General features: G+C 66.5%; 10 protein-coding genes and 2 riboswitches. Of the genes, 3 read left to right on the forward strand and 7 right to left on the reverse strand.

The window, feature by feature from the left end; genetic code table 11:
• Nucleotides 1–18 precede the first annotated feature (18 nt).
• Entirely contained in the window at nt 19–939 is a 921-nt protein-coding gene (mmsB, locus tag AC6JAM_RS01830) for a 3-hydroxyisobutyrate dehydrogenase (RefSeq protein WP_497933874.1), read from the reverse strand.
• 139 nt (nt 940–1078) lie between these two features.
• On the opposite strand from mmsB, the gene AC6JAM_RS01835 reads away from it, so the two are divergent.
• Nucleotides 1079–1981: a LysR family transcriptional regulator gene (locus AC6JAM_RS01835; RefSeq protein WP_026266127.1), complete on the forward strand. Its 903-nt coding sequence runs from the start codon at nt 1079–1081 to the stop codon at nt 1979–1981.
• Between the two features lie 35 nt (nt 1982–2016).
• On the opposite strand, the gene AC6JAM_RS01840 is transcribed toward AC6JAM_RS01835, so the two are convergent.
• The 4 genes from AC6JAM_RS01840 to AC6JAM_RS01855 form a co-directional block, all read right to left on the reverse strand.
• Nucleotides 2017–3162: a zinc-binding dehydrogenase gene (locus AC6JAM_RS01840; RefSeq protein ID WP_495635521.1), complete on the reverse strand. Its 1146-nt coding sequence runs from the start codon at nt 3160–3162 to the stop codon at nt 2017–2019.
• Nucleotides 3163–3170: 8 nt separating this feature from the next.
• On the reverse strand, nt 3171–4553 hold the full coding sequence (locus AC6JAM_RS01845; RefSeq protein WP_018771618.1) for an MFS transporter: 1383 nt from the start codon (nt 4551–4553) through the stop codon (nt 3171–3173).
• Between the two features lie 166 nt (nt 4554–4719).
• Complete coding sequence (metX, locus tag AC6JAM_RS01850; RefSeq protein ID WP_144600399.1) at nt 4720–5835, reverse strand: homoserine O-acetyltransferase MetX; 1116 nt, start codon at nt 5833–5835, stop codon at nt 4720–4722.
• A gap of 12 nt (nt 5836–5847) precedes the next feature.
• Nucleotides 5848–5963, reverse strand: a riboswitch (SAM riboswitch).
• A gap of 100 nt (nt 5964–6063) precedes the next feature.
• On the reverse strand, nt 6064–7386 hold the full coding sequence (locus AC6JAM_RS01855) for a bifunctional o-acetylhomoserine/o-acetylserine sulfhydrylase (RefSeq protein WP_497933876.1): 1323 nt from the start codon (nt 7384–7386) through the stop codon (nt 6064–6066).
• A gap of 43 nt (nt 7387–7429) precedes the next feature.
• Nucleotides 7430–7544, reverse strand: a riboswitch (SAM riboswitch).
• A 219-nt stretch (nt 7545–7763) separates the two neighbouring features.
• Between AC6JAM_RS01855 and AC6JAM_RS01860 the strand changes: the two genes are divergently transcribed.
• Together AC6JAM_RS01860 and AC6JAM_RS01865 are read left to right on the forward strand one after the other, a co-directional pair.
• Nucleotides 7764–8402, forward strand: a complete 639-nt coding sequence (locus AC6JAM_RS01860) for a VOC family protein (RefSeq protein ID WP_026266126.1) — start codon at nt 7764–7766, stop codon at nt 8400–8402.
• Between the two features lie 189 nt (nt 8403–8591).
• On the forward strand, nt 8592–10244 hold the full coding sequence (locus AC6JAM_RS01865) for an HNH endonuclease signature motif containing protein (RefSeq protein ID WP_497933878.1): 1653 nt from the start codon (nt 8592–8594) through the stop codon (nt 10242–10244).
• Between the two features lie 45 nt (nt 10245–10289).
• Here AC6JAM_RS01865 and AC6JAM_RS01870 read toward each other — a convergent pair whose 3' ends face one another.
• Both AC6JAM_RS01870 and AC6JAM_RS01875 read right to left on the reverse strand, forming a co-directional pair.
• On the reverse strand, nt 10290–11069 hold the full coding sequence (locus tag AC6JAM_RS01870; RefSeq protein ID WP_018771902.1) for a CPBP family intramembrane glutamic endopeptidase: 780 nt from the start codon (nt 11067–11069) through the stop codon (nt 10290–10292).
• A 111-nt stretch (nt 11070–11180) separates the two neighbouring features.
• Nucleotides 11181–11969 (reverse strand): DeoR/GlpR family DNA-binding transcription regulator, encoded by a 789-nt coding sequence (locus AC6JAM_RS01875; RefSeq protein WP_018771901.1) that lies wholly within the window; start codon nt 11967–11969, stop codon nt 11181–11183.
• Nucleotides 11970–12027: the final 58 nt, after the last annotated feature.

The raw sequence follows: 12027 nt of genomic DNA on the forward strand, positions 1-12027 counted from the left end.
TGCGTTGCGTGGTGCGGGCTAGTTGGCGGACGGCGCCGGGTTGGCGGGTTCGAGTGAGCCGTCCACGAGCTTGATGATCATGGAGCAGTCCTTGCAGGCGTCACCGGCGTCAATAAGCCGCTGGAACAGCTGCTGGACGTGCCTGCCGATCTCCAGGGGCGTGCCGGTATCCTCGGCTGCGCTGATGGCCAGCCCAATGTCCTTGTTCGCCAGCTCTGTGGTGAAGGTGGGCGCGAAGCCGTTGTTCGAGGCTGCGGTAGGAACCACGCCGGGCACCGGGTACCAGGTCCGCAGTGCCCACGAGTCGCCCGAGGAGACAGAGGCAATGTTCCAGAAGACCTGCTTGTCCAGGCCCAGCCGGTCGGCGAGCACAGCGCCCTCCGCGGTGGAGGCCAGGTTGATGAAAAGCATCAGGTTGTTGCAGATCTTGGCCGCCTGCCCCGTGGTGGGGCCGCCCGTGGGGATGATGTTGGCGGCCATGGGGCCGATGTAGCCCGTGGCGTCCGCCACGGCCCCCTCTTCGCCGCCAACCATGAAAGTAAGCGTTCCCGCTTCCGCCCCGCTCATTCCACCCGACACTGGCGCGTCCACGAAGCGGAAGCCAGCGGCAGCAGCGGCGTCGTGCAGTTCCTGGGCGGAGGCGACGTCGATAGTCGAGGAGTCAATCAGCAGCGTCCGGGTGTCCGCGTGCGCCAGCACGCCGTCCCCGCCGAGATACACCGCACGGGCATGTTCGCCCTTGGGCAGCATGGTGAACACGGCGTCCGCACCATCCACCGCCTCGGCGATGCTGGCGGTCCGCTTGACGCCGCCTGCTTCAGCGGCTGCCAGGGCTGCCGGGTTGAGGTCGAAACCGCGCACATCATGCCCGGCTTTCGCCAGGTTTACGGACATGTGGCCGCCCATGTTGCCCAGGCCAATCCAACCGATAACTGCCACGAGTAAGCTCCTTTGCTTCCATTCCAGCCGTACTGCCGGCATGTCTGTCAACGATCACACCCTGTTAGAGTGCAATCAAGGGGAAAAATCACAGAGGCCATGTGCATTGCTGCACATCGAAGGAAGGACCGCAGTGGACCTGAGACGGTTGCCAAGCCCCGACGACCTGCTCATCCTGCTCACCGTTGCCCGCCTGGGCCGGTTCAACGCGGTAGCCGAGACGCTGGGAACAACCCACACCACCATCTCCCGCCGCATCCTCGCCCTGGACAGGCAACTGGGCGGCCGGACTTTGGAACGCAGCCCGCAGGGTTGGGAGCTGACGCAGCTCGGTGCCGCGGCCGTGGAAGCGGCAGAGGCGATCGAAGGTACCCTTGGCTCGCTGTCCGGCCTGATCAGCCAGGACCAAAGCACCCTCGCCGGCCTGGTCCGCGTCGCCACGACGGACGGCGTGGGAGCAGTGTTCGTCACCCCGTCGCTGGTGCGGCTCCAGCAGCAAAACCCGCAGCTGAACATCGAAATGCTCAGCGCCACCCGGAAAGTCAGCCAGAACCGGTCGGGCGTGGACCTGGAGATCGTGGTGGGCCGGGCGGACGTCACCACCGCGCAGACAATCTTCCTGAGCAACTACTACCTGCGCCTCTACGCCAGCTCAGCGTATGCCGCCCGGCATGGTCTGCCGGAAACGCTCGACGACGTGGGGCAGCACGGGTTTGTGTCCTACGTCGAATCCGCACTCCAGGTGGCGGAGCTGGGGCCGCGCTGGTCTTCGCAGCTTCCGCTGCCCAGGACGAGCTTCCAGGCCACCAGCGTGTTCGCCCAGGTGGAGGCGGTGCGGCAGGGTGCGGGCATTGGGCTGCTGCCCAACTTCATGGTGGCGGGCTGCGGGGACTTCGTGCCCGTCCTGGCAGCCGACTTTGAGCGCCAGCTCCCCATCTGGGCCGTTGCCCGCCCGGAGTCGCTCCGGTCCGCACCGGTCCAGGCGGTGATTGCGGCACTCAAGGCGGAAATGAAGGAGCGCTCCGGGGTGCTGGCGGGGTAAGCGCTGTTCTTGCGGACCCAGGCCCCCCGCACAAGTCAGGCCTGGAACAGCCGCCTTACCACCTGCCCGGATGCCAGCGCGTCCAGGCCCTCATTGATCTCGCTGAGCGGCCGGGTGTCAGTGTGCAGCAGCTCAACCGGCAGCCTGCCTTCGCGCCAGAACGCCAGGTACTGCGGAATGTCGCGCGCCGGCACGGCATCCCCCATGTAGGAGCCCAGCAGCCGTTTTCCCGCCCCGGCCAACTGCAGGGCCGGCACCGTCAACTGGGCGGACGGATGGGGCAGGCCCACCGACACCACGGCGCCTCCCCGCGTCACCTGCTCCAGGCAGGAGGCGATAACGCCTGCTGATCCCACTGCTTCAATGGCAACGTCCACACCGTCCCCGGACGCTTCCGCGATCAGCCGTGCCGCGTCCTCCGGCGTTCCCACCGATGTGGCGCCGGCGTCGCGGGCCAGCTGGTGCTTGCCTTGGTTTGGATCGATGGCAATGACGTCGGCGGCTCCGGCGAGGCGCGCTGCCATGACGGCTGACAGGCCCACGGCTCCGAGGCCGAACACCGCTACGGACTGCCCCGGACTTACAGCCGCGGTATTCAACACTGCACCCATTCCGGTGAGCACGGCGCAACCAAACATCGAGGCAACCGTGTCCGGGACGTCGTCGTCGATCACCACCACCGATTCCCTTGCCACCACTGCGTAATCGGCGAAGGCCGAGACGCCAAGGTGGTGGTTGATCCGTTCCCCTGCCGGAGTCCGCAGCAGTGCCGGCCCGTGCAGCAGGTCGCCGGAGCCATTGACCTCTGCGGCACGGTGGCAGAGGGCCGGCCGGCCGGCCAGGCATGCACGGCACCCGCCACAGCTCGGCACGAAGACCAGCACCACATGGTCGCCCACGGACACGTCGGACACGCCGGCCCCCACGGACACCACCCGACCCACCGCCTCGTGGCCCAAGGCCATGGGCAGCGGCCGGACGCGGGAACCGTCCACCACCGAGAGGTCCGAGTGGCAGAGGCTGGAGTAGGTGATGGCAACACCAAGCTCACCGGCGCGGGGCTCCGGCTGCTCCAGTTCCTGCACCAGCAGCGGAGCGGCCTCGGAGTAGGTCTGCTTCCCGTTGCCGGCCCCCGTGGTGGGGGCGGCGGGAACGGTGGAGTACAGGACGGCGGCTTTCACGGATCCTGCTACTTCTTGCGGGCGGCAAGGAGGTCGGCGGTGCCCTGGGCGTCGGCGGCGTCCACGTCGTGCAGCGAGATGCCGCGGGTTTCCTTCAGGAAGTAGACCGCGACGGCGGTAATGGCGCAGGCGATCAGCAGGTAGACCGCCACGGGGACGGAGGACTTGTAGGCGCCCAGGAGCGAGGCGGCGATGATCGGGGCCAGGGATCCTGCAACGATCGACGTCACCTGGTAGCCCAGGGAAACCCCGGAGTAGCGCATCCGGGTGGGGAACATTTCCGCCATGATGGCAGGCTGCCCGGCGTACATGAAGGCGTGGAACACCAGGCCGATCATGATGGCGGCCAGGATGATGGCATCGTTCTTGGTGTCCATCATGGGGAAGGCGAAGAAGCCCCAGGTGGCCCCCATGATGGCGCCGGCCATGTAGACGGGCCTGCGGCCAAACCGGTCCGACAGCTTGCCCACCATGGGCACGACGGCGAAGTGCAGGGCGTGGGCAAGGAGCAGCAGGAGGAGGATGCGGGTGGTGTCGGCCTGGACCACGGTTTTCAGGTAGGTGATGGAGAACGTGACCACGAGGTAGTACAGGATGTTTTCCGCCAGGCGCAGGCCCATGGCGGTGAAGACGCCGCGGGGGTAGCGCCGGAATACCTCAGCGACGCCGTAGCCCTTGTGGCCGGCTTCGACCTCTTTGCGGGCTTCGAGGAAGATCGGTGCGTCATTGACCTTGGTGCGGATGTAGTAACCGATCAGGACGATCACCGCGGACAGCCAGAACGCTACGCGCCAGCCCCACCCCAGGAAGGCGTCCTGGGTCAACGTGGAGGACAGGGTGAACAAGACGGCGGTGGCAAGCAGGTTTCCCAGCGGCACTGCCGACTGTGGCCAGCTGGCCCAGAAACCGCGGGATTTGCTGGGGCTGTGTTCGGCCACGAGGAGGACGGCGCCGCCCCACTCGCCGCCAACGGCAAAGCCCTGGGCGAACCGGAGGACCACCAGCAGTGCGGGAGCCCAGTAGCCGATCTGCTGGAACGTGGGCAGGCAGCCCATGAGGAAGGTGGAGACGCCTACCAGGATGATGCTCAGCTGCAGCAGCTTCTTGCGTCCGAACTTGTCGCCGAAGTGGCCAAAGACGATGCCGCCGATGGGGCGGGCCACGAAACCGACGGCATAAGTGAGGAAGGCGGCGATGATGCCATCCAGTTCTGTGCCGGCGTTGGGGAAGAAGGCCTTTCCGAACACCAGGGTGGCAGCCGAGGCGTAGAGGAAGAACTCGTACCACTCAACAACGGTTCCGGCCATGGAGGCCGTAACCACCTTCTTAAGGCCTGAAGCCTTGACGTCGGTTTCCTCTGTGCGCCTTGCGGCGGAGCTTTCCGTACTCATGCGAACTCCTTCGGCGTCGTCGTCGACACCACGGGGACCAATCAATGGCGGCCGGGTGTGATGCACACCACGAACGCACCGGATTCGATTGAGTATGGTCTGCCTGCGGTGCAACCTCAACGCCGATTAGTGCAGAAGGCATCTGCAGGAATGCACATGCGCGGCGCTAGGCCAGGAAGCTGCTCCGGAGCTGGCTGCCCAGCTGCCCGATCTCTGTCAGGAACCCGTCGTGCCCGATCGGCGCCTGGATGACGTGCACGTCCACGTCCCCCGGCAGGGCCTGGGCCAGCTCACGGGACTGCGACGGGAAATACAGCCGGTCCGAATCCACGGCGGCCACGAAGAACCTGGCGGTGGACCTGGCCAGGGTTTCGGCCAGGGTTCCGCGGCCCCGGCAGATGTCATGGCTCATCAGCGCCTCGGTGAGGGCGATATAGCTGTTGGCGTCGAAGCGCTTCACGAGCTTGCTGCCCTGGTGGTCCAGGTAGCTTTCCACCTGGTAGCGGCCGCGGGCGGCCAGAGCCTCACCCTTCAGGGGCGACTCCGGCGCCTGGGGTTCCCGGCCGAAGCGGCCTTCCAGTTCAGCCGCGGACCGGTAGGTGATGTGGGCGATGCGCCGGGCAAGTGCCAGCCCGGCTTCCGGGCAGGGGCCGCCGTAGTAGTCGCCGCCGTTGAAGTGCGGGTCCTGCCGGATGGCCAGGGTCTGGGCCTGCGCGAAGGCGATCTGTTCCGCCGTGCTCGCGGCGCCCACGGAGATGACGGCGCAGCGCTGCACCCGCTCCGGGTAGGTCACTGCCCATTCAAGGGCGCGGGCGCCGCCCATGGATCCGCCCAGGACAGCGAACCAGCTGCTGATGCCCAGCTGGTCAGCCAGCCGGGCCTCTGCCACCGTGCTGTCCCGCAGGGTGACCAGGGGGAAGCGGGAGCCCCAGGGGGCTCCGTCCGGGGCGGCCGACGACGGGCCCGTGGACCCGTAGCAGCCGCCCACGATGTTGACGGACACCACGAAGAACTTGTCCGTGTCCACGGGAGCGCCGGGACCGGCCAATTGTTCCCACCAGCCTTCTTCGTCCGTGTCACCGCGGGTCACGTGGGTGCTGCCGGTCAGGGCGTGCTCGATCAGGATGGCGTTGCTGGCGTCGGCGTTGAGCGTGCCCCAGGTTTCGTAGGCCAGCGTGACGTCCGGGAGGTATCCCCCGGCTTCAAGTTCCAGCCCTCCGATGGAGGCGTAGCGGACAATTCCGTGTTCGGGGATGGTGGTTCGGGCGACGGTAACCGTCATGGCAAGACCTCTTCTACGCGCTTGCCTGCCGTCGTCTGACCGGCAGGCCAGGTCCTCACCCGGGGCACCCCACCGCGGATGGAGGGTTGCCGGCCAGCAAGCCGGGGCTGTCACTGGCACTCATGACCTGGTTCGAGTGTACGAAACACCCCCCGCTCCAGGCCAAGAGTGTGACTGGTTGTGACTTCCCCGCTTGCCGGCCCTCCCGGCGTCAGCCCTGGCGCGCTTTTAGCTCTGGGCGCCTTTGGCAGCGCGGAAACCCGCTTCCAGGTCGGCCAGGATGTCATCGATGTGCTCCAGGCCAACAGAGAGCCGGACCAGTCCCGGATTCACCCCGGCCACCGCTTGCTGCTCCGGCGAGAGCTGGCTGTGGGTGGTCGACGCCGGGTGGATGACCAGGGAGCGGACGTCGCCGATGTTGGCCACGTGGGAGTGCAGCTCCAGGGCGTCGACGAAGCGCTTGCCCGCCTCCGCTCCGCCGGCAAGGTTGAAGGCCACGACGGCGCCCGTTCCCTTGGGCCCGTACTTGCGGCCACGCTCGTACCAGGGGCTGGAGGGCAACCCGGCGTAGGCGACGGATTCGACGTCGTCCCGTCCTTCCAGCCAGCGCGCCACTTCCGTGGCGTTGGCAACGTGGCGTTCCACCCGCAGGCTCAGCGTCTCCAGGCCCTGGGAGATCAGGAAGGCGTTGAAGGGGGAAACCGCCGAGCCAAGGTCGCGCAGCAGCTGGACGCGGGCCTTGAGGATGTAGGAGAGGTTGGCACCCAGCGCACCGTCGGCGCCTAGGTCGCGGGCGTAGACCAGGCCGTTGTAGGTGGGGTCCGGGGTGTTGAAGCCGGGGAACCGTTCAGGGTCCTTGCCGAAGTCGAATTTGCCGGAGTCCACGATCACGCCGGCAATTGCGGAGCCGTGGCCGCCCAGGTATTTGGTGGCGGAGTGGATCACGATGTCCGCACCCCACTCCAGTGGGCGGATCAGGTAGGGCGTGGACAGGGTGTTGTCCACGATCAGTGGCACGCCTGCCTGGTGGGCCACCTCGGAGATGCCGTCGATGTCCAGGACGTCCTGGCGGGGATTGGACACCACTTCACCGAAAAAGAGCTTGGTGTTCGGCTGGACGGCGTCGCGCCACTGGTCCAGGTTGTCGGGATCCTGGACGAAGGTGACCGAGATGCCGAACTTCTTCAGGGTGTGGGCGAACAGGTTGTACGTTCCGCCATAAAGGCTGGGGCTCGCCACAATATGGTCCCCCGCCTCCGCAATGTTCAGCACCGCGAACGTCTCGGCGGCCTGGCCCGAGCTCAGCAGCAAAGCGGCCAGGCCTCCCTCAAGGCTGGCGATCCGCTGTTCGACGGCATCCTGGGTGGGGTTGCCAATCCGGGTGTAGATGGGCGCAAGTTCGGCGAGGGCAAAGCGGTTGGCTGCGCTTTCGGCGCTGGGGAACACGAAGGACGTGGTCTGGTAAATGGGGAGCGCGCGGGCTCCGGTGGCACTGTCGGGCTCCTGGCCTGCATGGATCTGGCGGGTTTCGAAAGACCATCCGTTGGACATCTCAGTCTCCTATGACATGGGCCCGGAATGCGTGGGGCAGTACGGGCCGCGCTTGCTTCCGGCTCTTGCCGGACAGCCAGGTCCTCACCCGGGGCACCCCACCGCGGGTGGAGGGTTGCCGGCCAGCGAGCCGGGGCTTGGCGCTGGCGCTCATGACCTGCGCCCAGTCTAGGAACGGGGTAGTCGCCGTGGACAGCATTGTGACGAACAAGGTCGCCCTGCATGGCTTTCGAGCCGCCACAGGTGGGCCGCCCCGCACCCGGCCGGGGACGCCGCCGTCGTCCTTCTTGCCCATGTTCCCGGCCCTTTTCCCGGCCGCCTTTCCAGTAAGGGTACCCTTAGCTGAGAGCCGGATCACAAAGTGCCAAGATGTTGCCATGCGCATGGATCACGTCTCTTACGCCTGTGAACAAGATGGCCTCGCGGCCACTACCGAACGTATTTCATCTGCCCTCGGCGTTGAGGCAGTGAAGGGCGGGGTGCACCCCCGGTTCGGAACCCGGAATATGATCATCCCGCTCGCCGGGCACAAGTACCTGGAAGTCGTAGAGGTCCTGGACCACCCGGCTTCGGACAAGGCACCGTTCGGACAGGCAGTGCGTGCCCGTTCCGCGGCCGGTGGTGGCTGGATGGGCTGGTGCGTCGAAGTGGACGACCTCGCCCCGTTCGAGGCACGCCTTGGCCGCGCCGCGGTGAACGGCAACCGCAAGTTCCCGGACGGCCGGGAGCTGGTCTGGAAACAGATTGGCATCCTTGGCCTTATCGCCGATCCCCAGGTGCCGTACATGCTCAAGTGGGAAGGCGACCCGGCACTGCACCCGTCCAACGCCTACCCCAGCAATCTTAAGATGAGCTGCCTGACCATCGCCGGCTCCGCGTCCCGCGTGACCGAGTGGCTGGGTGAACCGGTGGAGAAGCCGCTTGAGGACGTTGCGGTGGAGTGGGTCGCCCCGCACGGAACTCCGGGCATCCTGTCGGTCACGTTTGAAACCGCCAACGGAGCCGTCACCATCTGACGCTCCACCCCAGCCTCCCGGAATGTCCGGGAGGGGGTTCGCCGGGCCAGTACCCGGATCAGCTTCGGCCGCCATCAGGTGGTGACAACGGCGTCACTACCCGATGGCGGCCGAATTCATTTAAGTGGCTGCTTCCTACATCGCTGCGATCCAGGTCTGAATGTCGGTGCCTCGCTGGATGATGTGGGTATGGGAATCGGCACGGATGTTGGGGTGGTTTTGGAGGGTGTTTCTGTCTCTGTTGCTGCCCTCGATGCGCTGGACCGTGAGGATCATATCCTTGCCGCCGGGACCGGTGTTGGTGCTGACGTCGATGTGCTGCAGCGGCGGTACGAGCTCCGGCTGGAACGGCTGGAGGCAGTCTCCCGGGTCGAGGCTCAGCTCGCTGCGGTCAAAGCTCGTGATGCCGTGGAGTGCGTCGGTTTCCAGCAGGCACTGCTTGCCCCTGACGCCCCGGTGGATGAGCGCATGTTTTCGGAGATGTCAACGGTGGAGGAGATCGCCGGTGTCCTGAGCATCAGTTCCGCGGCCGCAGGCGGGTTGGTGGAACAATCCCGCCGGGTGTGTTCCCTGCCGCCGCTCCTGGGCGCCCTGTCAGCCGGTGACCTGTCGTGGCAGCATGCCAGGATTGTCGCCGACGAAACCGAGGGGCTCACCCCTGACGGGGCTGCTGCCTTGGTGGCGCACTTCTTCGACCCCGACGCCCCCAACCCCGCCCGCGGCGCCGCGCCCGGTGAACTTGTCCCTGCCCGGTTCCGCGCCAAGGTCCGCGCCTGGCGGGAACGCCACCACCCCGAAACCCTCGAAAAACGCCACGCCAAAGGCGTCGCGGACCGGCGGATGGAATACACCCCGGACCGCGACGGCATGGCCTGGCGCTCGCTCTACCTCCCCGGCGACACCGCCTGCGCCATCTGGAACCGCACCACCGCCACCGCCCGCGGCCTGCAGGGCCCTGACGAGCCCCGCTCCCTCACCCAACTCCGCCCCGACATCGCAGCATCACTCCTCCTCGGCGCCGGAACCACCACGGCCACGGCCGAGGCTGCTCCGGGTGGGGCTGCACGGGCTACAGGTGATACGGCGGCCGCAGGCAGCGTTTCCGGCACAGGGAGCACTGGTGATGTTGGCAAGGTCCCCACCCCGCGGGCCGATGTCCTGGTCACCGTCCCGGTCTTCGCCCTGCTCGGCCTCACCGATGAGCCGGCCGTGCTGGACGGCCTGGGCCCGATCCCGGCGTCGATGGCGCGGAGGCTTGTCGCGGACGGGGCGGAGTCGTTCTACCGCGTCCTGGTCGACCCCCGCGACGGGGCACCCCTGGAGATCGGACGCACCCGCTACCGGCTCCCCGAAACCATCAAACAATGGATCCGCATGCGGGACGGAAAATGCACCTTCCCCGGCTGCAGCAACCACACCCCCGACAACCACACCGACCACCTCACCGCCTGGGAACACGGCGGCAGAACAGCCGTCCGGAACCTGGCGCAGCTTTGCCCCAAACATCACCGTTTGAAGCACGCCCGCGCCTGGATCCCCGACCCCGCCACCAACAACGGACCACCCGGCTGGACCTCACCCACCGGCCGCCACTACAACCCCGAACAACAAGACCCCCAACCAACCCACTGGCCGCCAGGAATAGTGCCGCTTGCCGCCGTTCCAGCCTGGCCGGAACCGGAAATGGAGGAACCGGAAGTGGAGGAACCCGACGGCGACAACCTGCTGGACCCGGAGGACCTTTTCGCTGCTGATGCCCTCTGGGACGACTTCTACGCGAAACCCTTCGTGTTGCCACCAGACCCACAAGCAGACTGGCCGTTGCTGCTGACGCTGATGTGACAGCAACAAGCATGGCTGGAGTCGCCCAGGCTGGTGTCCAGGGTCCTACCCCAACCCCACGGCTTTGCCGAACAGGCTGAAGCCAACGAAGGCCACGATATCCAGCAGGGCGTGGGCGATGACCAGTGGCATGACCCGGCGGGTCCGGGTGTACAGCCAGGCAAAGACCACGCCCATCACGGCGTTGCCAATGAAGGGACCAAAGCCTTGGTAAAGGTGGTAGCTGCCGCGCAGCACGGAGCTCGCCGCAATGGCCAGCGGCATGCTCCAGCCGAACTTGCCAAAGCGGTCCAGGAGGTAGCCCACCACAATGACTTCCTCAAGCACGGCGTGCCGCATGGCGGACAGGATGAGCACAGGCACGGTCCACCAATAGGCATCCAGGGCGCTGGGGATGATGGCGGTGGTAATTCCGAGCGCCCGGCCAGCCGCATAGAGACCCAGCGAGGGTATGCCGATCAGTCCAGCCAGTCCGAGGCCCTGGAGCAGATCCCTGCCGGGCCGGGCAAAATTGAACCCCAGTTTCTGAAAGGCAGAGCGGGAGTTGCCCGCCTCGCCCGGCACTGCCTGGCGCTGGTCCGTCAGGAAGTAGAAGACCAGCAGCACGGGCACCAGCGCAAAGATGATGTCCAGCAGCTGATATGTGAGGTCGAAGTATTCGCGGGTGCTCTGGGAGCGGTTCAGGGTGGACGTGCCCTCGGCAAGCGGGGCACGTGTCATCTTGTCCAGCAGCTGCACCACGGAGTAGACAGCCGACTGGCCCAGGGACAGGCCCAGGACGATCCATACTTCGAGCCGAAGGCGACGGCGGGAGGGAACCAGCATGTCCCCATCTTGCCTTCAGTTTCTGGATCCGGCCTGATGGAGCGGCTGGTGTCCGCAGTCGTTAGCGGGCAGCGGTGCGCCGCCGGAGGAGCCCGGTGCCGGCAGTTCGGGTCAGGCGGGCGCGACAATCACTTCCGTGCCGTTGGCTTCAAAGGCAGCCTTGTCGCGGGGCGAGATGCCGGCATCGGTGATCAGCCGGGTGAAGTTGTAGCCGTCCATGGTGGCGAAGGCCCGCACGCCCACTTTGGAGGAATCGGCCAGGACGTAGGACACCCTGGCCCTGCTGGCCAGCAGCGCATTGACGGAGGCCTCCCCCTCCCCCGTGTTGGTGGGCCCGACTTCGGGATCGATGCCGTTGACGCCGATGAAGGCGATGTCCAGCACCACCTTCTGCATGATGATGTCCGTATAGGGTCCCACCAGTTCATAGGACCGCGGGTTGAGGATTCCACCGGTCACCATCACCTTGATGTTGGGCCGTACGGCCAACTGGCCCGCGATGTTGATGGCATTGGTAACCACGGTGAGGGTGGGCTGGTTGGAGGGGGCGTTCAGGTCTTCCCGGGTGGCCAGGATCTGGGCGAGCGCTGTGCTGGTGGTCCCTCCGCACAGGCCGATCACAGCGCCGGGCCGGATCAGCGCCGAGGCGCACTGCGCGATTTGTTCCTTGGCTTCGGCGTGGTCGTCGCGGTTGTAGCGGCCGGGGAGGTCGTAGGCCAGGGCACCGGTGGTGGCGCCGCCGCGGGTACGCGTCAGCAGCCGGCGTTTGGCGAGGCTGTCCAGGTCACGCCGAGCGGTGGCCGGGGATACGTTGAGGGTGCTGACAATCTCGTCGACCTCCACCTGGCCGGTTCTGGCCAGCAGGTCAAGAATCGCGGTCAGCCGGTCAGTGCGCGTCATGCAAGCGGGGCCTTTCCGTACATCAGCCACCACGATCGATGACGTTTCCTGATTATAA

The organism is Arthrobacter sp. GmRoot5-12, from assembly GCF_059739365.1.

What these genes read in the sequence shown, in the direction of transcription:
- AC6JAM_RS01870 (WP_018771902.1), bottom strand. Translation starts at nt 11,069, where the DNA reads ATGCTGGTTCCCTCCCGCCGTCGCCTTCGGCTCGAAGTATGGATCGTC.
- metX (WP_144600399.1), bottom strand. Translation starts at nt 5,835, where the DNA reads ATGACGGTTACCGTCGCCCGAACCACCATCCCCGAACACGGAATTGTC.
- AC6JAM_RS01845 (WP_018771618.1), bottom strand. Translation starts at nt 4,553, where the DNA reads ATGAGTACGGAAAGCTCCGCCGCAAGGCGCACAGAGGAAACCGACGTC.
- AC6JAM_RS01860 (WP_026266126.1), top strand. Translation starts at nt 7,764, where the DNA reads ATGCGCATGGATCACGTCTCTTACGCCTGTGAACAAGATGGCCTCGCG.
- AC6JAM_RS01855 (WP_497933876.1), bottom strand. Translation starts at nt 7,386, where the DNA reads ATGTCCAACGGATGGTCTTTCGAAACCCGCCAGATCCATGCAGGCCAG.
- AC6JAM_RS01875 (WP_018771901.1), bottom strand. Translation starts at nt 11,969, where the DNA reads ATGACGCGCACTGACCGGCTGACCGCGATTCTTGACCTGCTGGCCAGA.
- AC6JAM_RS01865 (WP_497933878.1), top strand. Translation starts at nt 8,592, where the DNA reads ATGGGAATCGGCACGGATGTTGGGGTGGTTTTGGAGGGTGTTTCTGTC.